At 70.9% G+C, this 22,838-nt stretch carries 22 protein-coding genes and 1 pseudogene; 10 read left to right on the forward strand and 13 right to left on the reverse strand.

Annotated elements, in window-relative coordinates; all coding sequences use genetic code 11:
* Positions 1-342 precede the first annotated feature (342 nt).
* Positions 343-534: a hypothetical protein gene (locus tag GLX30_RS16220; RefSeq protein ID WP_159689052.1), complete on the reverse strand. Its 192-nt coding sequence runs from the start codon at positions 532-534 to the stop codon at positions 343-345.
* 104 nt (positions 535-638) lie between these two features.
* On the opposite strand from GLX30_RS16220, the gene GLX30_RS16225 reads away from it, so the two are divergent.
* Positions 639-1,751, forward strand: a complete 1,113-nt coding sequence (locus GLX30_RS16225; RefSeq protein WP_159695070.1) for a DUF5937 family protein — start codon at positions 639-641, stop codon at positions 1,749-1,751.
* A gap of 55 nt (positions 1,752-1,806) precedes the next feature.
* Here the strand turns inward: GLX30_RS16225 and GLX30_RS16230 are convergent, their stop codons facing one another.
* On the reverse strand, positions 1,807-2,481 hold the full coding sequence (locus GLX30_RS16230; RefSeq protein ID WP_159689055.1) for a response regulator transcription factor: 675 nt from the start codon (positions 2,479-2,481) through the stop codon (positions 1,807-1,809).
* A gap of 29 nt (positions 2,482-2,510) precedes the next feature.
* Positions 2,511-3,710, reverse strand: coding sequence for a histidine kinase (locus tag GLX30_RS16235; RefSeq protein ID WP_159689058.1), 1,200 nt, complete (start codon positions 3,708-3,710; stop codon positions 2,511-2,513).
* Positions 3,711-3,797: 87 nt separating this feature from the next.
* On the opposite strand from GLX30_RS16235, the gene GLX30_RS16240 reads away from it, so the two are divergent.
* Positions 3,798-4,790, forward strand: coding sequence for an SAM-dependent methyltransferase (locus GLX30_RS16240; RefSeq protein WP_159695071.1), 993 nt, complete (start codon positions 3,798-3,800; stop codon positions 4,788-4,790).
* Entirely contained in the window at positions 4,787-5,929 is a 1,143-nt protein-coding gene (locus GLX30_RS16245; protein ID WP_159689061.1) for an NADH-quinone oxidoreductase subunit D, read from the forward strand. Before GLX30_RS16240 ends, GLX30_RS16245 begins: the two co-directional genes overlap by 4 nt.
* A 12-nt stretch (positions 5,930-5,941) precedes the next feature.
* Here the strand turns inward: GLX30_RS16245 and GLX30_RS16250 are convergent, their stop codons facing one another.
* From GLX30_RS16250 to GLX30_RS16265, 4 genes are all read right to left on the reverse strand, one after another.
* Complete coding sequence (locus tag GLX30_RS16250) at positions 5,942-7,042, reverse strand: hypothetical protein (protein WP_208545428.1); 1,101 nt, start codon at positions 7,040-7,042, stop codon at positions 5,942-5,944.
* Between the two features lie 83 nt (positions 7,043-7,125).
* Positions 7,126-8,103 carry an ABC transporter substrate-binding protein gene (locus GLX30_RS16255; RefSeq protein WP_159689064.1) on the reverse strand — a complete coding sequence of 326 codons (978 nt, stop codon included), beginning with the start codon at positions 8,101-8,103 and terminating at the stop codon, positions 7,126-7,128.
* Positions 8,104-8,165: 62 nt separating this feature from the next.
* Positions 8,166-8,846, reverse strand: coding sequence for an ABC transporter permease (locus GLX30_RS16260; protein WP_159689067.1), 681 nt, complete (start codon positions 8,844-8,846; stop codon positions 8,166-8,168).
* Complete coding sequence (locus GLX30_RS16265) at positions 8,846-9,559, reverse strand: ABC transporter permease (RefSeq protein WP_159689069.1); 714 nt, start codon at positions 9,557-9,559, stop codon at positions 8,846-8,848. Before GLX30_RS16265 ends, GLX30_RS16260 begins: the two co-directional genes overlap by 1 nt.
* 129 nt (positions 9,560-9,688) lie before the next feature.
* Here GLX30_RS16265 and GLX30_RS16270 point away from each other — a divergent pair.
* Positions 9,689-10,860: pseudogene (locus tag GLX30_RS16270) on the forward strand (betaine/proline/choline family ABC transporter ATP-binding protein).
* Here GLX30_RS16270 and GLX30_RS16275 read toward each other — a convergent pair.
* Positions 10,847-11,956, reverse strand: coding sequence for an alpha/beta hydrolase-fold protein (locus GLX30_RS16275; RefSeq protein WP_159689072.1), 1,110 nt, complete (start codon positions 11,954-11,956; stop codon positions 10,847-10,849). The pseudogene GLX30_RS16270 and the gene GLX30_RS16275 sit on opposite strands and share 14 nt — an antisense overlap.
* 143 nt (positions 11,957-12,099) lie before the next feature.
* On the opposite strand from GLX30_RS16275, the gene GLX30_RS16280 reads away from it, so the two are divergent.
* The 6 genes from GLX30_RS16280 (at position 12,100) to GLX30_RS16305 (ending at position 17,108) form a co-directional block, all read left to right on the forward strand.
* Positions 12,100-13,935 carry a phosphatidylglycerol lysyltransferase domain-containing protein gene (locus tag GLX30_RS16280; protein ID WP_159689075.1) on the forward strand — a complete coding sequence of 612 codons (1,836 nt, stop codon included), beginning with the start codon at positions 12,100-12,102 and terminating at the stop codon, positions 13,933-13,935.
* Between the two features lie 162 nt (positions 13,936-14,097).
* Entirely contained in the window at positions 14,098-14,955 is an 858-nt protein-coding gene (folP, locus tag GLX30_RS16285; RefSeq protein ID WP_159689078.1) for a dihydropteroate synthase, read from the forward strand.
* On the forward strand, positions 14,952-15,398 hold the full coding sequence (locus GLX30_RS16290) for a nuclear transport factor 2 family protein (RefSeq protein WP_159689081.1): 447 nt from the start codon (positions 14,952-14,954) through the stop codon (positions 15,396-15,398). Before folP ends, GLX30_RS16290 begins: the two co-directional genes overlap by 4 nt.
* 182 nt (positions 15,399-15,580) lie before the next feature.
* A complete protein-coding gene (gene folB, locus GLX30_RS16295) occupies positions 15,581-15,949 on the forward strand; it encodes a dihydroneopterin aldolase (protein ID WP_159689084.1) in 369 nt (122 codons plus the stop codon).
* On the forward strand, positions 15,946-16,545 hold the full coding sequence (gene folK / locus GLX30_RS16300) for a 2-amino-4-hydroxy-6-hydroxymethyldihydropteridine diphosphokinase (protein ID WP_159689087.1): 600 nt from the start codon (positions 15,946-15,948) through the stop codon (positions 16,543-16,545). Before folB ends, folK begins: the two co-directional genes overlap by 4 nt.
* 77 nt (positions 16,546-16,622) lie before the next feature.
* Positions 16,623-17,108: a DUF3180 domain-containing protein gene (locus GLX30_RS16305; protein ID WP_208545581.1), complete on the forward strand. Its 486-nt coding sequence runs from the start codon at positions 16,623-16,625 to the stop codon at positions 17,106-17,108.
* A 33-nt stretch (positions 17,109-17,141) separates the two neighbouring features.
* On the opposite strand, the gene GLX30_RS16310 is transcribed toward GLX30_RS16305, so the two are convergent.
* The 5 genes from GLX30_RS16310 to tilS all read right to left on the reverse strand — a co-directional run bounded on the left by GLX30_RS16310 (position 17,142) and on the right by tilS (position 22,763).
* Positions 17,142-18,137 carry an aldo/keto reductase gene (locus GLX30_RS16310; protein WP_159689093.1) on the reverse strand — a complete coding sequence of 332 codons (996 nt, stop codon included), beginning with the start codon at positions 18,135-18,137 and terminating at the stop codon, positions 17,142-17,144.
* A gap of 76 nt (positions 18,138-18,213) precedes the next feature.
* Positions 18,214-18,819, reverse strand: coding sequence for a GTP cyclohydrolase I FolE (gene folE, locus GLX30_RS16315; protein WP_159689098.1), 606 nt, complete (start codon positions 18,817-18,819; stop codon positions 18,214-18,216).
* Positions 18,820-18,936: 117 nt separating this feature from the next.
* Positions 18,937-20,979: an ATP-dependent zinc metalloprotease FtsH gene (gene ftsH, locus GLX30_RS16320; RefSeq protein WP_159689103.1), complete on the reverse strand. Its 2,043-nt coding sequence runs from the start codon at positions 20,977-20,979 to the stop codon at positions 18,937-18,939.
* Between the two features lie 162 nt (positions 20,980-21,141).
* Complete coding sequence (hpt, locus tag GLX30_RS16325) at positions 21,142-21,681, reverse strand: hypoxanthine phosphoribosyltransferase (RefSeq protein WP_159689106.1); 540 nt, start codon at positions 21,679-21,681, stop codon at positions 21,142-21,144.
* 38 nt (positions 21,682-21,719) lie between these two features.
* On the reverse strand, positions 21,720-22,763 hold the full coding sequence (gene tilS, locus GLX30_RS16330) for a tRNA lysidine(34) synthetase TilS (RefSeq protein WP_159689109.1): 1,044 nt from the start codon (positions 22,761-22,763) through the stop codon (positions 21,720-21,722).
* Between the last annotated feature and the right edge of the window lie 75 nt (positions 22,764-22,838).

Here is a 22,838-nt window from a genome sequence, read left to right on the forward strand (position 1 = left end):
GACGCCCGGCAGAAGTCGCCCGAGGCCGGCGGGGCACCCGGCGGGCCTGAGCCGGGATCAGCGGCACGCTCGGCGCGCCTGAGCCAGGATCGGCGGCACCCCCGTCGGGCGGCGGCCGACATCGGCGGAACGCTCGGCGGAAGTCCCCCGAGGCCGACCGAACACCCGGCGGGCCTGAGCCAGGATCGACGGCACCCCCCGTCGGGCGGTGGCCAGGGGCCGGGGGACGCCCGGCAGAAGTCGCCCGGGGCCGGCGGGGCGCCCGGCGGGTATCAGCCGGGCGGCGCCGGGAGACCCGACGTCGGCCGGGTGCAGCAGGACCCCGGCAGGCTTCGGCGGGTGTCAGCAGGACGCCCGGCGCGCATCGGCGGCCCGGACGCCGATGCGCCGGCCCGCAAGCACCGCGCGGAAGCGGCGGTGGCCGCGGGCCTCGCGGAGCGTCCGCAGGTCGTGGTCGCCGGGGCGAGGCGGCGGCGCGGTGTCGGTCCGCGCGGCCCGGTACAGGTCGAGCATGTGCTGCTGGATCGCGTTCATGGCTGCACGCTGCTCCCGCGGTCCGGCGCGCGTCGCGTCGATTGACGAGCCACGTCAAACGTGGCCGCGCCCGTCCCGGGACACCGCACCATGGAGTCGTGAGCGTGACCATCGACATCACGGGGCTGGCCCCCGAGCGCATCGTCTTCGACATCTCCCCACTCGCCGAGCTGGGCGTGGCCCTCCACGCGCTCTCCGAGCCCGCGCACCACCCCGGGCTGCACGGCTGGGCCACGGCGACGGCCGCCGGGCTCAAGCCGGACCTCGCCGACCGGCTGCACGAGGCCGACTTCCTGTGGCGTTCGACGTTCTCGGACATCTTCCTGCCCTTCGCCGGGCTGCCGGCGGAGCCAGGACGGATCGGCGCGAGCCTCAAGGAGGAGCTGGACCTGCTCGACCGACTCGACGACGAGCGGTTCGTGTCGTCGGCGCTCGAGTTCACCTGCGCCAGCACATACTCGACCGGCGCCCCGTCCCCGCTCGTCGACGCCTCACGGCGGGCCCATGCGCTCGATCTGGCGGCCAACCGCGGGCCCCGCCAACTGGACTTCACGCGGCGGCTGCTGGCCGACCCGGCGTCCGTACGCGCCTGGCTGCGGCGGCTCTTCGAGGACTGCGAAGACGCCTTCTTCGCGGACACCTGGGGACGCGTCTCGACCCAGCTCGCCGCCGACGCCCGCCACAAGACCGAGCTCATGCGCCGCAAGGGCCTCGCGGAGGCGCTGCGCGCCGTTTCCCCGGCGCTGTCGCTCGACGAGGGCGGCACCGTGATCAGTGCCGACAAGCTCGCTGACGGGCGGACCACCGCCACCGACCCGGCGTTCGGCGCCGGGCTCACGCTGCTGCCGTCCAGCTTCGGCTGGCCGCATCTGATGGTGGTGCACGCACCCGGCTGGCAGCCGGTGATCCAGTACCCGATCGGGGCGCCCGAACTGCCGGCCGCCGCCTCCGTGGAACTGCTGAAACTCCGCATGGACGCGCTCGCCCACCCGATGCGGATGCGGTTGTCCCGCAACCTCGGCCGGGCCGCGTACACGACCAGCGAGCTCGCGGACTCCCTCGGCATCAGCGCACCCGAGGTCTCCCGCCACCTGGCCGTGCTGAAGAAGGCCAAGCTGATCTCCACCCGCAGGCGCGGCCGTTACGTGCTCCACCAGCTGGACGTGACGGCCGTGGCACGGCTCGGGAGCGACTTCCTCGAGACGGTGCTGCGCTGACCGCGGGAACCACACGCAACCCCGCGAGGCGCGGAGCCGACGGTGCGCCGGCCGGTCAACCCGCCCCGCCGCCGGCCCGGACCAGCCCGGTCTCGTAGGCGAGCACCACGACCTGCACGCGGTCACGGAGCCCGAGCTTGGTCAGGATGCGGCCGACGTGCGTCTTGACGGTGGCCTCCGAGAGCACCAGGCGGCCGGCGATCTCCCCGTTGGACAGGCCCTGGGCGACGAGCATCATCACTTCCCGCTCCCGTTCCGTCAGCCTCGCCAGCTCCTTCTGCCGCGGCTCCGGGCCGGCACTCGGCAGCATCGGGGAGAAGCGGTCCAGCAGCCGCCGCGTCGTCGACGGCGCCACGACCGCGTCACCGCTGTGCACGGAACGGATCGCGCCGAGCAGTTCGCCGGGCGGCACGTCCTTGAGCATGAAGCCGCTGGCGCCGGCCTTCAGCCCCGAGAAGGCGTACTCGTCGAGGTCGAAGGTGGTCAGGATCAGCACCTTGGGGGCGTCCGGCTCCGCGCAGATGCGCCGCGTCGCCTCCACGCCGTCGAGCCTCGGCATGCGTACGTCCATCAGCACGACGTCGACGGCGGTCGACCGGAGGTTCTCGATCGCCTCCGCGCCGTCGCCGGCCTCCGCGACGACCTCCATGTCCGGCTGGGCGGCGAGCACCATGCGGAAGCCGGTGCGCAGCAGCACCTGGTCGTCGACGAGCATCACGCGGATGGACATGTGGGTTCCGTCCCTCGGTTCTGTGGGCACTAGTGGGCGGGCTTGAGCGGCAGCAGCGCACTGATACGGAAGCCTCCGCCGGGCCGGGGTCCGGCGTCCAGGGTGCCGCCGACCATACCGACGCGCTCCCGCATGCCGATGAGGCCGTGGCCGCGGCCGTCCGCGCCCCCGTCCTCGTACAGCTCGTGCGAGGCGCCGCGGCCGTCGTCCTCGACGAGCAGTCCGAGCCCGTCGTCGAAGTAGACGAGCCGGACGCTGGCGCCGGCGTCCGGGCCGCCGTGCTTACGGGTGTTGGTGAGTGCTTCCTGCACGATCCGGTAGGCGGTGAGCTCCACACCGCTGGGCAGCGGCCGCGGCGTTCCCTCGACCTTGAAGTCCACGGTCAGGCCCGCCCGGCGGACGTGCTCGACGAGTTCCTCGATCTGCTGCACATCGGGCTGGGGGACGTATTCGCCGCTCTCCGGCCCGTCGCCGGTGCGCAGCACGCCGAGCAGCCGGCGCATCTCCGCGAGGGCCTGGCGGCCGGTGCTCGAGATGGTCTCGAGGGCCTGCTTGGCCTGGTCGGGGGCGGCGTCCAGTACGTAGGCGGCGCCGTCGGCCTGCACGACCATCACGGAAACGTTGTGGGCGACGACGTCGTGGAGCTCGCGGGCGATCCTGGCGCGCTCGGCCGCCACCGCGACCTTGGCCTGCGCCTCGCGTTCCTTCTCCAGGCGGGTGGCGCGCTCCTCGAGCTGGTCGAAGTAGGCGCGCCGGGTGCGTATGGAGTCGCCGAGGACCCAGGCCAGCACGAACGGCAGGCTCATGACGACGGTGATGAAGATCCGTTCGGAGACCGCGGACGCCTCCTCCGGCCAGCGGATCTGCGCCAGCGACGCCGCTGACAGACCGCCGATCAGGGCCAGCCGCGAGGCCCACCGGGGCGAGCCGACCGCCGCGACGGTGTAGATGATGACCATCATCGCGAAGTCCGCCGGATTGACGCCGACGTCGAGCACGAGCTGGGCGACGCCCGCCAGCGCGGCGAGGACCAGCATCTGTTCGGGCATCCGCCGGCGCATCGCCACGACCAGGCTCAGTGCCGTGACGATGACGGCGGCCGCGATGGTGCGGCCGGTGCCCTCCGGCACCTCGACCACCCACAGCAGGGCGAATCCGAAGAGCACGACGGCCCAGAAGGTGTCGACGCCCGTCGGGTGTCTGCGGATGAAGTCGTAGAGGCGCTGCACGTAACCCAGAGTAGGGAAGGCAGGTAGGTGCAGGGGTCAACCGGAGGGGCGATCCGGGGAGCGGAGGCGTACTCCGCAAGGTGGAGACTGGTGCCCGTGACGTATGAGACCGGCGATTGGCGGGGCTGGCGGGACGCGGCGGAGACCGCGCTCTACGGGCCTCGGGGGTTCTACCGGCGACCGGAGGGCCCGGCGGGCCATTTCCGTACCTCCGTCCACGCCTCCGGGCTGTTCGCCGCCGCGGTGGCCCGGCTGCTGACCTCCACTGCCGAGTCCCTGGGCCTCGCGGAGCCGGCGCTGATCGACGTGGGGGCGGGCCGCGGCGAACTGCTGACCGGTGTGCTCGCCGCGCTGCCGCCCGGCGTCCCGGTGCGCGCGTACGCCGTCGAGCGGGCGGACCGGCCCGCGGACCTCGACCCGCGTATCGAGTGGACCGAGGAGATTCCCCAGGGCCTGAACGGGCTGCTGTTCGCGAACGAGTGGCTCGACAACGTCCCTGTGGACGTCGCGGAGGTGGACGCGGACGGGGTGGTACGCCGCGTGCTGGTACGCGAGGACGGCGAGGAGCGGCTCGGCGACGAGGTCACCGGGGCGGACGCCGACTGGCTCGCCCGCTGGTGGCCGCTCGGCGGACCGGGAACGCGTGCGGAGATCGGCCGGCCCCGTGACGAGGCGTGGGCGGCGGCGGCAGGCTCCCTGGCGTCGGGTCTCGCGGTCGCCGTGGACTACGCGCACACGGCAGGGGCCCGGCCGCCGTTCGGCACGCTGAGCGGCTTCCGCGACGGCCGCGAGGTGCGCCCCGTGCCGGACGGGAGCTGCGACATCACGGCCCATGTGGCGCTGGACGCGTGCGCCGCGCCGGGGGGCGCCGAACTGGTCGGCCAGCGGGAGGCGCTCCGGGGACTGGGCGTGAGCGGTGAGCGGCCGCCGCTCACCCTGGCCTCGTCGGACCCCGCGGGCTATGTGCGCGCGCTGTCCCGGGCCGGGGAGGCGGCGGAGCTGACCGCGAAGGGCGGGCTCGGCGACTTCACCTGGCTCCTGCAGCGGGTGGGGCGGCCTCTGAGAGACTGGTCGGCATGACGGAGACGACGGTCGGCATCGGCGGTGCGGCGGAGAACACCGACATGGTGCTCAACATCGGGCCCCAGCACCCCTCCACGCACGGCGTGCTGCGTCTTCGTCTGGTGCTCGACGGCGAGCGCATCCGGGAGGCCGAACCGATCGTCGGCTATATGCACCGCGGCGCGGAGAAGCTCTTCGAGGCCCGCGACTACCGGCAGATCGTGGTGCTCGCCAACCGGCACGACTGGCTGTCCGCGTTCTCCAACGAGCTCGGCGTCGTCATGGCCGTGGAGCGGATGCTCGGCATGGAGGTCCCGGAGCGCGCGGTGTGGTCCCGAACGCTCCTCGCCGAGCTGAACCGGGTCCTCAACCACCTGATGTTCCTCGGCTCCTATCCCCTGGAGCTGGGCGGCATCACGCCGGTGTTCCACGCGTTCCGCGAGCGCGAGGAGCTGCAGACCGTGATGGAGGAGATCTCCGGCGGCAGGATGCACTACATGTTCAACCGGGTCGGCGGCCTCAAGGAGGACCTGCCCGCCGGCTGGCTCGGCCGTGCCCGGCACGCGGTCGCGGACGTCCGCTCCCGCATGGACGTGTACGACCGCCTCGTCCTCGGCAACGAGATCTTCCGCGGCCGGACGCGTGACGTCGGAGTGCTCTCCGCGGACGCCGTCCACGCCTTCGGCGTCAGCGGTCCCATCGCCCGCGCCTCCGGTGTGGACTTCGACCTGCGCCGGGACGAGCCCTACCTCGCCTACCCCGAACTGCAGGACACCCTCCGGGTGGTGACCCGGCAGGAGGGCGACTGCCTGGCACGCTTCGAGGTGCTCCTCGAGCAGACGCACAACGCGCTGGACCTGGCGGACGCCTGCCTCGACCGGATCGCCGACCTGCCGCCGGGTCCGATCAACCAGCGGCTGCCGAAGGTCCTCAAGGCGCCCGAGGGCCACACGTACGCCTGGACCGAGAACCCGCTCGGCATCAACGGCTACTACCTGGTCTCCAAGGGCGAGAAGACCCCTTACCGGCTCAAGCTCCGCTCGGCTTCCTACAACAACATCCAGGCGCTCACGGTCCTGCTGCCCGGGACGCTGGTGGCCGACATGGTCGCCATCCTCGGGTCGCTCTTCTTCGTCGTCGGCGACATCGACAAGTAGCGCCCGCCGCTTTCAGGAGACGGCGTTGCGCAGCCCGGCGACGTCCATCTGCTCCGTCTCGTCGTGGGCGGTCAGGTCGATGACCTTGCCGACCGCGCGAGGGCCGCTGACGCGCTGGGCCGCCAGGGCCTCCTCCCCCACCACGTCCGCCAGGTCCTCGTGCTGGACCGCTTCGATCGCCTTCTGCGTGCCGGGCGCTTCGATGGCCCTCAGGGCGGCGGCGCCCTCGACGGCCTTGAGGCCGTCGCCGGCCTCGGCACCGGACCCGTCCTCGGCTCCGGCGGAAGTTCCGTCGCCCGTACCGCCGTTCGCCGGGCCGCCCGTGCCGAAGAAGTCGAAGCCGCCCTCAGGGCGCTTCACGCGGGAGCGCTGACCGTACGGGACGATCGCGGCGGCGGCAGGAACGGTTCGGCGGGCGGGGAGGGCGGACGACGGGCGGACGCGCTGCTCGGCCCCGGCGCCCGCCGCGTGCTTCCCCTGCGGCTCGTCCGCCTCACGGGAACGCTCCGCGAGGTCCCGTCGGCGCGCTTCCTCGACCGTGTGTCCGGCCTCCTGCGCCGCGGCGTTGCGCGACAAATCCTCCAGCGCCTTGGCCGCACGCAGATAGGTCGAGGGCGTCGGTGTGGAACCGGCGGGCAGCAGTGCCTTCGCCGGGGCCGCCGCCTCGATCGCGAGCTGCCTGCGGCCCTCGAGGGCGGTGGCCCGCTCCGTCTCCGCGTTCGCGTACCGCCGCAGCAGCGCCGCGTGCTCTCCCCGCAGCGCGGCGAGCTCGACACGCTTGGCGCGCAGCTTCGCGTCGAGCTTCAGCCGCAGCTCGCGGGACTCCTCGACGTCCGTCTCGAGCTCCGCTATGCGTTCCTCGAACTTCCACTGGTCGCTGGCCCGGCCGCGCGTCAGCTCCGCGACCCTGCGTCCGGCCCCGCGGTCCCAGCTGCGCATGAGGACGGCACCGGTGACCGCGGCCGCCGCCGCGGCGGCGACCAGCACACGGAGCGCCACGGGATCGCCGACGAACCACGCGCCGGCGGCGCACAGAACCGACGCTCCGGCGACCGCCGAAGGAGGCAGCAGCTTGTGCAGGGGCGGGGAATGGCGGTGGCGTCCTCGTGGCATGGCCCGAAATTTACCGTGCGTAGGCATGGAATGGGGCGTCGGCCCGGCAAATCTCTTGGAGAGAATGCCGGGCCCTGCGACCGCTACTTCCGCAGCAGTCCCTCCGCCTCCAGATAGGCCTTCGCGACGTCAGCGGGCTTCGCGCGTTCCGAGTCCACCTTGCGGTTCAACTCGGCGAGGTCCTCGGTGGTCAGGGCCTTGGTCAGCCCGGCGAGGACATCGGCGATCTCGGCGCTGCCGGCGTCCTTCGCATTGACGACCGGGAGAATGTTGTCCGCGTTCTGGAGCTTCTTGTCGTCCTCCAGGAGCACCAGGCCGTAGCTCTCGAGTGTGCCGTCGGTGGTGTAGGTGAGCACCACGTCGTCCTCACCGTCCTTGACGGCCTGCTTGGCCTGCGGGGTCCCCACGCCCTTCGGGTCGATGCCCGCGACGTCGATGCCGTAGGTCTTCTTCAGACCCGGCGCGCAGAAGGGCCGCACCTCGCACTCGTCGCCGGCCGCGATCTTCACCGGTCGCTTCGACCTGCCGAGATCGCTGAGTGTCTTCAGTTTGTTCTTCTCGGCGAATTCCTTCGTGACGGCGAAGGCGTTCTGGTCGACGGCGTCGCCGACGGGCAGCACCTTCAGTCCGAGCGGCTCCGCGAGCTTCGTGAGCTCCTGAACGGTCGAGGTGACATCACCCGACGCGACGGGCTTCTCCTCCGGCGCCTTGGGCCCGTTGACCTTCGCGTTGAGGAATTCGGCGAGGGTCGCCGCGTATTCCGGTACGACGTCGATCTCGCCCTTCTCCAGGGACGGTTCGTACAACTCGCGGTTCTTCACGGTGGTGATCGACGTCTTGTAGCCGGCGTCGCCCAGCAGCTGTGCGTACAGCTCGGCGAGGATCTTCGACTCGGTGAAGGCCGCGGCCCCGACGACCAGGGTGCCCTTCTTCCCCGAGCCGGTCCCCGGTGACGTGCCGGCGTTCTCCTGCTCGAGGGATTCACCGCCGCACGCGGCAAGGGAACCCGTCAGGGCCACCACCCCGAGTACCGCACCGGCGATGCGTGAGGTCTTGCTCATCAGGTTCTCCGTCCACAGAGATATGGGAAGCGAATTGGCGAAACAAGCAGGCCGGCGTGGCGTCAGCCGGACGACGGCACGGTCCTGCGCAAAGGACTCAGCAGCCGGTCGGCGGCCACCAGAACCCCTTCCACGGCGAGGGCCAGCAGCGCCGCGAGCAGCGCCCCCGCGACCACCTGCGGCGTGTTGTACGTGTTGAACCCGGCGGTGATGATGCGGCCGAGACCCCCCTGGCCGACCATCGAGGCGATCGTGGCCGTCGCCACGACCTGGACGGCGGCCGACCTCAGCCCGGTCATCAGCAGCGGATACGCGAGGGGCAGCTCGACCCGCAGGAAGACCTGCCCGCCCGACATGCCCATCCCCCGCGCTGCCTCCACCACGGCACGGTCGACCTCCCGCATGCCCACGTAGGCGTTGGTCAGAAGCGGCGGCACGGCGAACAGCACCAGGGCGATGATGGTCGGCACATAGCCGGCGCTGCGCAGCGGGGTGAGCATGAACAGCGCGAGGACCGCGAAGACCGGCACGGCGCGGCCCGCGTTGGAGATGTTGACCGCGAGCGCGCCGCCCTTGCCGATGTGCCCGAGCCACAGGGCGACGGGCAGCGCGATGGCGCAGGCGAGGACGAGAGCGACACCGCTGACGTAGACATGCTCACCGAGCCGGTGCCAGGCACCACCCTCCCCGGACCAGTTGGCGCCGGTGGTGAGCCAGGTCCAGGCACCCGAGACCACACTCATCAGACCTTCGCCTCCGCCGTCCGTACGCGGGTCCACGGCGTGAGCAGCCGCTGCACGCCGAGAAGCAGCAGATCCGCGACGGCCGCCAGCAGCACACACAGCACGGACGCGGTGAGCACCTGGGCCTTGAACGTGGTCTGCACGCCGTCGTCGATCAGATTGCCCAGACCGCCCTTGCCGACCAGCGCGCCCACCGTCGTCAGCGCGATCGTCGACACGGTCGCGATCCGGACGCCTGCCATCAAGGCCGGCAGGGCCAGCGGCAGTTCCACCTCCCACAGCAGGCGCGCGGGGCCGTAGCCCATGCCGCGGGCGGCCTCACGGGCCTCCGCCGGGACCGCGTCGAGCCCGGCCATGATGTTCCGCACGAGGATGGTGAGGGAGTAGAGCACGAGCCCCGTCACCACCAGGGCGGCGGAAAGTCCGAAGAACGGCAGCAACAGCGAGAACATGGCAAGCGAGGGGATCGTGTACAGCAGGGTGGTGAGCCCCAGCACGGGTCCCGCGAACCGCGGCCCGGCCCGGGCCAGCAGCGCCAGCGGGAAAGCCACCGCCAGCCCGATCAGTACCGACGCGACGGTGATCCAGACATGCTGGACCGTCGCGTCGGTCAACTCCTGGCTGCGGGAGCGGATGTACTCGCCGCAGATCCAGTCGTTCGCCGCGAGGCAGCTCGCCGCCGCCTGCTCCGTGCCCGTCCACCCCGTACTCATCCACTCCCACCTCCCCCGCAACAGCCGAACGTATGTCTGGCGACCATAACCCTGGCCACCGACAATCCCCCAGGACCGCCACATTGCAGCAACATGGCTTTCACACAGCACCCGTCACAATGGGGAGTCATGATCCGGTTCGAGCACGTCACCAAGCGGTACCCGGACGGCACCACGGCCGTCGACGATCTCTCCTTCGAGGTCGCGGAGGGTGAACTGGTCACGCTCGTCGGACCGTCCGGCTGCGGCAAGACCACCACCATGAAGATGGTCAACCGCCTCATCGAACCGAGCAGCGGGCAGATCTTCGTGGACGGCAGGGACATCGCCGGGACGGACCCCGTCGAACTGCGCCGCCGTATCGGCTATGTGATCCAGCAGGTCGGCCTTTTCCCGCACCGGACGGTCCTGGAGAACACCGCCACCGTCCCCCGCCTCCTCGGCGCCAAGCGGTCCGCCGGCCGGGCGCGTGCCGCCGAACTCCTCGAACTGGTGGGCCTCGACCCGTCCGTGTACGGCGACCGGTACCCCGAGCAGCTGTCGGGCGGTCAGCGCCAGCGCGTCGGCGTGGCCAGGGCACTGGCCGCCGACCCGCCCGTGCTGCTGATGGACGAGCCCTTCGGCGCGGTCGACCCCGTCGTGCGCGAGCATCTGCAGAACGAGTTCCTGAAGCTCCAGGCCCAGGTCCGCAAGACGGTCCTGTTCGTCACCCACGACATCGAGGAGGCCGTGCGCCTCGGGGACCGTATCGCCGTCTACGGGCAGGGCCGCATCGAGCAGTTCGACGCCCCCGCCGCCGTCCTCGGCGCCCCCGCCACCCCGTACGTGGCCGAATTCGTCGGCGCGGACCGCGGGCTCAAGCGGCTGTCCGTCACCCCCATCGAGCCCGCGGACCTGGAGCAGCCGCCGGTCGTGCACCTCGACGATCCGCTCCCCGCGACCTCGGCGCCCGCTGGGCCGTCGTCCTGGACGGCGAGGAGAACCTGCACGGCTGGATCTCCGAGGAACGGGCCCGGCAAGGCGGTTCGGTGCGCGACCACGCCCGCCGTATGGAGGCGTGGCTGCCGGTGGGCGCCTCGCTCAAGCAGGCGTTCGCCACGATGCTCCAGCACGACGCGGGCTGGATAGCGGTGATCGACAAGGGGGAGACCGGGCGGTTCCTCGGTGTCCTCACACCGGCCCGTCTGCACGAGGCGCTGCGGCGCTCGATCGACGCGGACGCCCAGGACATCGCGCGTGCGGAGGTGGCCCTGGAGTCCATCGCGACCGTCCCGCCCACCGGCCCCGTCACGAAGGACTGAGCCGACCGGCAAGCCACTGAAGGGCCGGCGGGATCTCGCGCCGCCAGGTGTTGAAGTTGTGCCCGCCGCTGTCGAGGACGATCGTCGACACCCGCGCCGGCGCCTTCACCTTCTTGACGAAGGCGCGCGTCCCCGCCAGGTTGCCTTCCCCCTGCCGGGAGGTGGTGACGAGGAACGACGAACGGCCCTGCGGCAGATGGTCCAGGCTCCACAGCAGGTCGGCCCGCTTGCGCTGCCGGTCGTCGCCGTGGAACAGGTCACCGGTCGTCGGGTCCTCGGCCGCCTTGTAGTACGCCGAGAGCCCGACGCCCGCCGAGAACCGCTCCGGATGGTGCAGCGCGATCTTCAAAGCGCAGTAGCCGCCCGTGGAGTTGCCCATGAAGCCCCAGTTGCGCGCGTGGGTCCCCACCCGGTACGTCTCGGAGACGGCCTTCGGCAGGTCCTCGGCGAAGAACGTCTCCGTCTTGGGTCCCCCGGGCACGTCCACGCATTCGGTGTCGCGTGGCGGTGCCACCGTCGGCCGCAGCATCACCAGGATCATCGGCTGCATCCGCCCCTCCTTGGCCTGCTCGTACGCGGTCCTCGGGTATCTGAGGCCCTTGAGCAGGTTCTCCGCGGTGCCCGGGTACCCGGTCAGCACGACGGCCGCCGGGAAGGTCCGCGCCCGGTGCTCCGCATGGAAGTACTCCGGCGGCAGATAGACGTACGCGGGGCTGTCGATCCCCGACTTCGCCCCGGACACGACCACCTTGTGTATCTGGCCGCCCGTCTCCGGGCGGGACGCGCCCGGCACGCCGGGTTTCTGTTTCTCGACGACCTTCAGGTGCGTGCCCTGCGAGTGGTCCACGACCACGCCCATGTCCTGCTGCTGACCGAAGAGGTCGGCCCAGGAGCCGTAGAACAGGAAGGAGTTGTTGGCCGCGAGGCCGACCGCGGCGAACAGCGACAGCTGCGTGGCGAGCAGCAGACCGACACGCCCCGCCACGGCACGGGGTCCGCGGTGCGCGAGCCGCGGCCACAGCCACACCGTGGCGGCGAACAGCAGCACGGCGGCCGCGGCGGCCAAGGCCAGGACTTTGTTACTGGTCAGACCCATGGGTCGGGTGTGCCTTCCGTGTCGACGAATTCCGGATGCGGATGAACCCGCCTCCCCGAAGTCCCGTCCTAGAGGGCGCAAATCGTCCGGGCCGACCGACCTAGGCCTTGGGCACGGGATCTCATCCGAAATCACGGGAAGCGATGTCTGCAACGGTAGATGGGGACAAATCAGGATCGGTTCCGAATCGGGTGCGCCGCATACTGCACGGCCCACGACCCGAGACGGTCCCGGCCCTGGTCGGCACGGCCTGCACGTTCGTCGGCCTGATCGACATCGCGGCAGGGATCTTCCCGCGCTTCCGGCACAGCCGGATGCACACGATCGCCGAGGTACTGCCGGGCGCCACCGGCCCGTTCGCCGCTGCGCTCTCCCTGAGCGCGGGCATGCTGCTGCTCCTGCTGGCGCACGGGATCAAGCGCCACAAGCGCCGGGCCTGGCGGGCGGCCGTGGTGCTGCTGCCCGCCGGGGCCGTCGCGCAGTTCGTCTACCGGCACTCCGTCATCGGCGTGCTGCTCTCCCTCACGCTGCTGGCGCTGCTGCTGCGTCACCGGGGCGAGTTCGCCGCCCTGCCCGACCCGCGCAGCCGCTGGCGGGCGCTCGCCAACTTCGTCTCGATGGGCGCCGGTTCGCTCGCCATCGGCCTGGTGGTCGTCAGCGCCCATCCCGGCAGGGTCGTCGGCGACCCGGGCCTCACCGACCGCCTGGAGCACGTCCTCTACGGGCTCTTCGGCTTCGAGGGCCCCATCGAGTACACCGACGGCGTCTCCTGGACCGTCGGCTACTGCCTCGGCGCACTCGGCCTGCTGACCGCCGTCACCACCATCTACCTCGCCTTCCGTCCCGAACACCCCGCCGCCCGCCTCACCGAGGACGACGAGCGCCGGCTGCGGGACCTGCTCGCCGTCCACGGCGGGCGTGACTCACTTGGCCACTTCGCGCTCCGCCGCGACAAGGGCGTCGTCTTCTCCCCCAGCGGCAAGGCCGCCGTCTGCTACCGCGTCGTGTCCGGTGTGATGCTCGCGAGCGGCGACCCGATCGGCGACGTCGAGGCATGGCCCGGCGCCATCGAGCGCTTCATGGACGAGGCGAAGGCCCACTCCTGGACCCCGGCGGTGATGGGCTGCTCGGAGACGGGCGGCGAGGTCTGGACGCGCGAGACCGGCCTGGACGCGCTGGAGCTCGGGGACGAGGCGGTGGTGGATGTCGCGGATTTCTCCCTCACCGGGCGCGCGATGCGGAACGTGCGCCAGATGGTGAAGCGCATCGAGCGGGGCGGCTACCGCACCCGCGTACGCCGCGCCCGTGATCTCACCGACGACGAGGTCCGGCAGATCCGCCGGGCCGCCGCCGACTGGCGCGGCACCGACACAGAACGCGGCTTCTCCATGGCACTCGGCCGTATCGGCGACCCCACCGACGGCGACGCCGTCATCGCCACCGCCCACAAGGTCGACGAGAGCGGAGCGTCCCCGTACGGCGACCTGAAGGCCGTCATCCACTTCGTTCCGTGGGGCACGGACGGCATGTCGCTGGAGCTGATGCGCCGCGACCGGTCCGCCGACCCCGGCATGAACGAGCTGCTGATCGTCGCCGCCCTCCAGGCGGCGCCCGGCCTGGGCGTCGAGCGGGTCTCCCTCAACTTCGCCATGTTCCGGTCGGCGCTGGCCAGGGGCGAGAAGATCGGGGCCGGACCGGTGCTGCGGATGTGGCGCGGGCTGCTCGTGTTCCTCTCCCGCTGGTTCCAGATCGAGTCGCTGTACAAGTTCAACGCCAAGTTCCGGCCCCGCTGGGAACCCCGGTTCGTGGTCTTCCCCACCACCCGTGACCTGCCGCGTATCGGCTTCGCGGCGATGCAGGCCGAGGGATTCGTCAATCTCTCGCTGCCGCGCCCCTTCGCCCGCCGGCGCACCCGCGGACCGCGCCCCTGCGCCCACCTGCCCGCCCGGCCGGAAGCGCGCGAGGCCCGCGCGGCATGACCAATATCCGCGCCGTGCGACACCGCTCCGTCGGAGCTGTGGACGCCCGGGTGCGGCAGGAGCGCGGCTCGAGCCCGGCCCTGGCACCGCACAGGTCCCGCACGAGCCACACACGGCCACGAGTGGCATGGGCGTGGTCCGTACGGGCCTAGGCTGGGTTCCATGAGTACGTTGCGCGGACGGGGCACGGCCGACGGCCTGCCGGAGTGGGATCGCTGTGCGGTCATGGGAGTCGTCAATGTGACGCCGGACTCCTTCTCCGACGGCGGGCGCTGGTTCGACACGACGGCCGCGATCAAGCGCGGTCTCGAGCTGGTGGCCGAGGGCGCCGACCTCGTCGACGTTGGCGGCGAGTCCACCAGGCCCGGGGCCAGCAGGGTCGACGAGGACGAGGAGCTCCGCCGGGTCGTCCCCGTCGTACGGGGCCTCGCCGCGGAGGGCGTGACCGTCTCCGTCGACACCATGCGCGCCGTGGTAGCGGAGCGGGCGGTCGCGGCCGGCGCGGTGCTCGTCAACGACGTCAGCGGCGGCCTCGCCGACCCCAGGATGATCCCCGTCGTGGCCGCGACCGGCGCCCCGTTCGTGGTCATGCACTGGCGGGGCTTCAGCGAGGACATGAACAGCCTCGCCGTGTACGGCGACGTGGTCGCCGAGGTGGTCGCCGAACTGCGCGCGCGTATGGAGGCCGTCGTCGAGGGCGGGATCGCGCCGGAGCGCATCGTCATCGACCCCGGCCTCGGTTTCGCCAAGCAGGCGGAGCACGACCTCGCGCTCGTCGCGCATCTCGCGGAACTGCGTGCGCTCGGCCGTCCGGTGCTGGTGGCCGCCTCCCGAAAGCGCTTCCTCGGTCGCGTACTGGCCAAGGACGGCCCGCCGCCGCCCGCACGCGAGCGGGACGCCGCCACCGCCGCGGTCTCCGCCATCTCGGCCCACGAAGGCGCGTGGGCGGTCCGGGTCCATGAGGTACGGGCCACGGCCGACGCCGTCAGGGTCGCGCGGGCCGTCGAGGGCGCCCGGTGAGCCTGACCGACACCGAGCTCGTCGAACAGGCCAACACCGCCTTCTACGAGACGATGGAACGCGGTGACTTCGACGAGTTGTCCGACCTCTGGCTGGACGACGACATCTCGTGCATCCACCCCGGCTGGCCGGTGCTCTCCGGCCGCGGGGAAGTGCTCCGCTCGTACGCCCTGATCATGGCGAACACCGAGTACATCCAGTTCTTCCTCACCGACGTGAAGGTGCACCTGGCCGGTGACACGGCGCTGGTCACCTGTACGGAGAACATCCTCAGCGGCGGTCCCGCGGAGGACGGCGGCGAGCTCGGGCCGCTCGTCGGCCAGCTGGTCGTGGCGACCAACGTGTTCCGCCGCACAGCCGACGGCTGGAAGATCTGGTCGCACCACGGCTCTCCCGTGCTGACGGAAACCGACGGCGAAGAGGACGAGAACAGCCCCTCATAAGTGGGTAGGGGCCGACTGGAGGGTTCGTCGCCGCGCATGCGCGGGTATACGCGCCTACCCGGCCTCTCGTGAGTCCTCCATGGCCCCATGGGCAGGTCCTGTCGGTGCTCGCAGGTAGATTCGAACGCGGGCACCACGCCATCCGCATGTGGCCGCGTGCCCGCAGACCTACAGAAGCAGGAGTGATTCGCGTGGATCGTGTCGCGCTGCGCGGCCTCAAGGCCCGTGGGCACCACGGCGTTTTTCCCAAGGAGCGGGAAGAGGGCCAGACCTTCATCGTCGACCTGGTGCTCGGTCTGGACACCCGCCCCGCGGCGGCCGACGACGACCTGGCGAAGACCGTGCACTACGGAGTGGTCGCGGAAGAGGTCGTCGCCGTCGTCGAGGGCGACCCGGTGGACCTGATCGAGACGCTGGCGGAGCGGATCGCCCAGGTGTGCCTCAAACACGACCCTGTCCAGGAGGTCGAGGTGGTGGTACACAAGCCGGACGCCCCGATCACGGTGCCCTTCGACGACGTCACCATCACGATCACCCGGAGCCGAGTATGAACCAGGCAGCGAGCGACCCGACCGTGCAGCCGGTGCCGTCCTCCGTCACGGAACAGGTCGATGCGGCCGATGTCACCCTGTCCAACCCGAAGGACGCCGTGCTCTCCCTCGGCTCCAACCTCGGCAACCGCCTGGAGACCCTCCAGGGCGCCATCGACGCCCTGGAGGACACTCCCGGCCTCCGGGTGAAGGCCGTGTCTCCCGTGTACGAGACGGAGCCCTGGGGTGTCGACCCGGGCAGCCAGCCGTCGTACTTCAACGCGGTGGTCGTGATCAGGACGACCCTGCCGCCGTCCTCCCTGCTGGAGCGCGGCCAGGCCATCGAGGAGGCGTTCGACCGCGTCCGCGAGGAGCGCTGGGGTCCGCGCACCATCGACGTCGACATCGTCGCCTACGCGGACGTCGTGTCCGACGATCCGTTCCTCACCCTTCCGCATCCGCGCGCCCATCAGCGTGCCTTCGTGCTCGCCCCGTGGCACGACGTGCAGCCGGAGGCACAGCTGCCGGGTCGCGGCGCGGTCGCCGAGTTGCTGGCCGGTGTGGGCGCGGGTGGCGTCCAGCCGCGCGGCGACCTGGAACTGCGGCTGCCCGAGTAGTCGTTAGGCTCGTACGGAATGATCTCCCGCGGCGGGGTCGGCGGGTCATGAACGACAGGCGAAGGGCGGCTTTCTCGGTGAAGCAACTACGGCTCGGTGTGCTGGCCGGTCTCTTCGCCGTGGCAGGAGTCCTTTCCTGGGGCGGCGCCCGTCTGTGGGACTCGCTGGGCACCCTGCCGAGCGTGCCGCTGGCCGCACCGATCGTGCTCGCCGCGATCGCCGTCGTCCTCGCCGCTACCGCGCTCTCCCTGCGCGCCCGCCTGCGGGCCCAGCGCGAACGCCGGCCCGGTGCCAAGGGCGTCGAGCCCCTGATGGCCGCCCGCGCGGTGGTCTTCGGTCAGGCGAGCGCCCTGGTGGCGGCCCTGGTCAGCGGCATGTACGGCGGCACGGGCGTGTTCCTGCTGGGCTCCCTCGACGTCCCGGCCCGCCGCGACCAGGCCATCTACGCCGGTTTCGCGGTGGTGACGGGCATCGCCGTGATCGCCGCCGCCGTCTTCCTGGAGCGGGTCTGCAAGCTCCCGGAGGACGACGACGAGAACGGCGGCGGCGCGGCCAGGGCCTGAGCCCGAACCCGCCACCCACCATCGGCCGGGCCGTCAGAGCAGCGTGCCGCCCTCCACCTCGGTGGACGACAGGATCGCAGAGAGCCGCTCGAGCACCTCAGCCGGCAGCTTCACCCTCCCCGCCGCCAGGTTCTCCTCGATGTGCGCGGGCGTCCTGCTGCCCGGAATCGGGACCGCGTGCTCGTCCTGGTGCAGCAGCCATGCCAGCGCCAACTGGGCGGGCGTGATCGACAGCTCGGCCGCGATGCCGCGGACGGGGGCGAAGCGGTCGTTGTTGGCCTTGAGGTTGGCGGCGGCGAAGCGCGGTGCGTTCTGCCGGAAGTCGCCCTCCTTGACCTCGCTGACGGCGCCGCTCAGGAATCCGCTGCCCAGCGGGGACCACGGCACGACGCCCACGCCCAGTTCCCGCGCGGCCGCCAGCAGCTCGTGGTCGATCGGCCGCCACATCGACCACTCGGTCTGCACGGCCGCCACCGGGTGCACGGCATGCGCGGCGCGCAGCTGCGCAGCGGTCACGTTGGACAGGCCGAGGTGCAGGACGAGGCCGTCCTGGATCAGCTCGGCGACGGCGCCGACGGTCTCCTCCAGCGGCACCTGCGGGTCCGGGAAGTGCGGGTAGTACAGGTCGATCCGGTCGGTTCCGAGGCCGCGCAGGCTCGCTTCCGCGTAACCGCGGACATGTTCCGGCGCGGCGTTGACGGCCAGCTCGCCGAAGGAGAAGCCGACGGGGAACGGGTGCGGTTCGACGCCGTCCGGAAGCCGGAAGCCGAACTTCGTGGCGATGGCGACCTCGTCCCGCCTGCCGCGCAGGGCCCTGCCGATGAGCTGCTCGTTGTGGCCGTCCGTTCCGTAGCCGTCGGACGTGTCGATGAACGTGGCGCCGGCGTCGACGGCGGCGAGCAGGGCCCGCTCGCCGCGCTCGTCGTCGATCTCGCCGTACACACCGGGGGAAAGGACCATCGCGCCGAAGCCGAGTGCGGAGACCTCGAGGCCACCGAGTCGGCGCGTGGGCAGCAGTTGTTCGGTCATACGACCGATCTTCGCAGCAACTCAGGCCTGTCACGGGGGAGTTGACGAAGAACGCATGCCCTGTCCGACTGTGGGATCAGCGCGCCATGATCAGGCTCATCGCCTCGTTCCGCGTCGCGGGGTCGCGCAGCTGACCGCGGACCGCCGAGGTGATCGTCTTGGCGCCGGGCTTGCGGATGCCACGCATCGACATGCACATGTGCTCGCACTCGACGACGACGATGACACCCCGGGGCTCCAGGATCTCCATCAGCGAGTCGGCGATCTGGGTGGTCATCCGCTCCTGCACCTGCGGTCGGCGCGCGAAGACGTCCACCAGCCGGGCCAGCTTGGACAGGCCGGTGATCTTGCCGCTGGTGGACGGGATGTAGCCGACGTGCGCCACGCCCCGGAAGGGGACCAGGTGGTGCTCACAGGTCGAGTACACCTCGATGTCCTTGACGAGCACCATCTCGTCGTGACCGATGTCGAACGTCGTCGTCAGGACGTCCTCGGGCTGCTGCGTCAGGCCCGCGAAAATCTCCTTGTACGCCCGCGCCACGCGCGCGGGCGTCTCCCGCAGCCCCTCGCGGTCCGGGTCCTCGCCGACCGCGATGAGCAGTTCACGAACGGCGTTCTCCGCACGCTTCTCGTCGAAATCGGCGAGACAGCCCTCGCCGTCCAGCGTCACCGGGTCGGTCATCTGTGCCTCGTTCCTCTGCTCCGACGTGGCGCGAAAACGCCGCACCTCCCAGGCTAGAACCTGGGAGGTGCGACGTTCATTCCGGGGCCGGTGGCCCTGGGGCGACGAATGCCCTGGTCAGCCCTCCGGACGCTCCTCCGGGACCGGCTCGGCGGGCGCCTTGGTGACATCGGTCACCGTGGTCGCCGTGGCCGAGGCCGACGTCGCACCGTTCGCGGCGCCGTTGGTCAGGGCCAGCTCCTTGGGCGAGAGCACCGGCGGACGGGTGGAAGGCGTGCGCCGCGAGGAGCCGGTCCACGCCGGGCGGGCCGGGCGCTTCACGATCGGCGCGAAGATCTCCGCGATCTCCTCCTTGCCGAGCGTCTCCTTCTCCAGCAGCTGGAGGACCAGGTTGTCGAGGACGTCGCGGTTCTCGACGAGGATCTCCCAGGCCTCGTTGTGCGCGGTCTCGATGAGCTTCTTGACCTCTTCGTCGACCAGCGCCGCGACCTCTTCCGAGTAGTCGCGCGGGTGGGACATCTCGCGGCCGAGGAACGGCTCGGTGTTGTCACCGCCGAACTTGATCGCGCCCAGCCGCTCGGTCATGCCGTACTGCGTGACCATCGCGCGGGCCGTGGCGGTGGCCTTCTCGATGTCGTTGGCCGCACCCGTGGTCGGGTCGTGGAAGACGAGCTCCTCGGCCGCACGCCCGCCCAGCATGTACGCGAGCTGGTCGAGCATCTCGTTGCGGGTGGTCGAGTACTTGTCCTCTTCCGGGAGCACCATCGTGTAGCCGAGGGCACGGCCCCTGGACAGAATCGTGATCTTGTGGACCGGATCGGAGTTGGGTGAAGCCGCCGCGACCAGGGCGTGACCGCCCTCGTGGTACGCGGTGATCTTCTTCTCCTTGTCGGACATGATCCGGGTCCGCTTCTGCGGGCCGGCCACGACTCGGTCGATCGCCTCGTCCAGCGCGTGGTTGTCGATCAGCTTCCTGTCGCCGCGCGCGGTCAGGAGCGCGGCTTCGTTCAGCACGTTCGACAGGTCTGCGCCGGTGAAGCCGGGCGTGCGCCGGGCAACGGCGCCCAGGTCCACGTCCGGAGCGACCGGCTTGCCCTTCTGGTGGACCTTGAGGATCTCCAGACGGCCCTGCATGTCCGGACGGTCGACCGCGATCTGCCGGTCGAAGCGGCCCGGGCGCAGCAGCGCCGGATCGAGGATGTCGGGCCGGTTGGTGGCGGCGATCAGGATGACGCCGCCCTTCACGTCGAAGCCGTCCATCTCGACGAGCAGCTGGTTCAGCGTCTGCTCGCGCTCGTCGTGGCCACCGCCGAGACCCGCACCACGGTGCCGGCCGACGGCGTCGATCTCGTCGACGAAGACGATCGCCGGGGCGTTCGCCTTGGCCTGCTCGAAGAGGTCGCGGACACGGGAGGCACCGACACCGACGAACATCTCGACGAAGTCGGAACCGGAGATCGAGTAGAACGGGACGCCCGCCTCGCCGGCGACGGCGCGTGCGAGCAGCGTCTTACCCGTACCGGGCGGGCCGTAGAGCAGCACACCCTTCGGGATCTTGGCGCCGACGGCCTGGAACTTGGCCGGCTCCTGGAGGAACTCCTTGATCTCGTGGAGCTCCTCGACGGCCTCGTCGGACCCCGCCACGTCGGCGAAGGTCGTCTTCGGGGTGTCCTTGGTGATCAGCTTGGCCTTGGACTTCCCGAAGTTCATGACTCGGGAGCCGCCGCCCTGCATCTGGTTCATCAGGAACAGGAAGACCACGACGATCAGCACGAAGGGCAGCAGGGAGAGCAGGACCGAGACGAACGGGCTCTGCTTCGACGGCGAGACCGTGTAACCGTCCTCGATCTCACCGGCCTGGAACTTCTCCTGCAGCTTGTCGGCCAGGTCGGCACCCTGGGTGCCGATGTAGCTGGCCTGCACCTTGCTGCTGTTGTCGACCTTCTGGTCTTCCTTGAGCTCGATCTTGATGATCTGCTCGTCACCAGTGGTGAGTTTTGCCTGCTTGACCTGGTTCTTGTCGATCGCCTGGACGACCTCGCCGGTGTCAACCGTCTTGTAGCCACCGGACGAGCCGACGACCTGCATCAGCACGACCACGGCGAGGACGGCCAGCACGATCCACATGACCGGCCCACGGAAGTATCGCTTCACGTCCATCCATACGGGGCGGTGTCGCCCCGTCCCTCCTGCCCGTAGGTAAATGCTGCTGTGAGAAAAGACAACTGTTCTTCGGACGGTACCTCAGCATCGACGCCGACGACCGCCTTCCCCTGCTCCAACGGCGAAAAGGCGGGCATGGTTCCCCGGCGTGCCGTTGCTTCAGCCTCCGTAGACGTGCGGCGCCAGTGTGCCGACGAACGGGAGGTTCCGGTACTTCTCCGCGTAATCGAGGCCATATCCGACGACGAACTCGTTCGGGATGTCGAACCCGATCCACTTCACGTCGATCGCGACCTTGGCGGCGTCCGGCTTCCGCAGCAAGGTGCAGACCTCGAGTGAGGCCGGCTCACGGGAGCCCAGGTTCGACAGCAGCCAGGACAGGGTCAGTCCCGAGTCGATGATGTCCTCGACGATCAGTACGTGCTTGCCCTTGATGTCGGTGTCCAGGTCCTTGAGGATGCGGACCACACCGGACGACTGGGTGCCGGCGCCGTACGAGGACACCGCCATCCAGTCCATCGTGACGGGGGTGGACAGCGCGCGCGCCAGGTCCGCCATCACCATCACCGCGCCCTTGAGGACTCCGACGATGAGCAGGTCCTTGCCCGCGTACTCTGCGTCGATCTTCGCGGCCAGCTCGACGAGCTTCGCGTCGATCTCTTCCTTGGTGATGAGCACCGACTGAAGGTCGGTGCCCATGTCCTTCTCGTTCACCCGCGTCGCTTTCTCTCGGCGGTTCAGCCTTGCCGAATGACCAGTCTGCCACCCTGGCGTCGCGCTTCGACCCGGCCGGGCAGGTTGATGGCACCCTGACCGCGCCATCCGGTGATGAGGCGGTCGACTTCCTCGACGTGGCGGGCGAACAGCGATCCCGCGGGCGCCCCGGCCTCGATCACGGCTCGGCGCAGCACCCGGCGGCGCACGGCGGGAGGCAGGACGTAGAGCTTGGCGCATTCCAGCCGGCCGCTCTCGTCGCGCACGGTGGCCTCCGCGTCGGCGGCCCAGCTGTCGAGGGCGTCGGCATCGTCGCGAGAGAGCTGGGCGGTACGGGCGAGGGCCTCGACGACGCCCTTGCCGAGCGCCTTCTCCAGGGCGGGCAGCCCCTCGTGGCGCAGCCGGGAGCGCGTGTAGGCGGGGTCGGCGTTGTGCGGGTCGTCCCACACGGGCAGCGACTGGACCATGCAGGCCTTGCGGGCGGTCTGCCGGTCGATGTGGAGGAAGGGCCGGCGGTAGCGGCCGGCGGTGCCCGACACGGCGGCCATCCCGGACAGCGAGCGGATGCCGGAGCCTCTGGCGAGACCGAGCAGCACGGTCTCCGCCTGGTCGTCGCGGGTGTGGCCGAGCAGCACGGCAGCGGCCCCATGGCGCTCGGCGGCGTCGTCGAGAGCGGCGTAGCGGGCGTCTCGGGCCGCGGCCTCGGGGCCGCCCGCGCGGCCGACCCGGACGGCGATGGCCTCGACCGGGTCCAGCTGCATCGCGGTGAGGCGTGCGGCGACCTCGGCGGCGCGCATGCCGGAACCGTCCTGAAGGCCGTGGTCGACGGTGATGCCGCCGGCCCGGACGGAAAGTTTGCGGGCCTCGAAGGCGAGGGCGGAGGCGAGCGCCATGGAATCCGCACCGCCGGAGCACGCCACGAGGACGAGCGGTGGTTCGCTCGCGGGCGCCGGGCCCGGGGCGGAATGCGCGAAGCGTGCGGCGTTCTGTGTCTGGTCGGAGAGTACGTCGTGGAGTACGCGGCGGACCGCCAGGCGTATCGCCGCGACCGCAGGATGGGGACCCATGTCCGGTGCCCTTCGTGAACGGTTCGGGAGTGGGGTGACTCGGTCGAGTCGGACGATCAGGACGGCCACAGGGAG

The sequence above is a fragment of the Streptomyces sp. Tu 2975 genome, assembly GCF_009832925.1.
GTDB lineage: Bacteria > Actinomycetota > Actinomycetes > Streptomycetales > Streptomycetaceae > Streptomyces.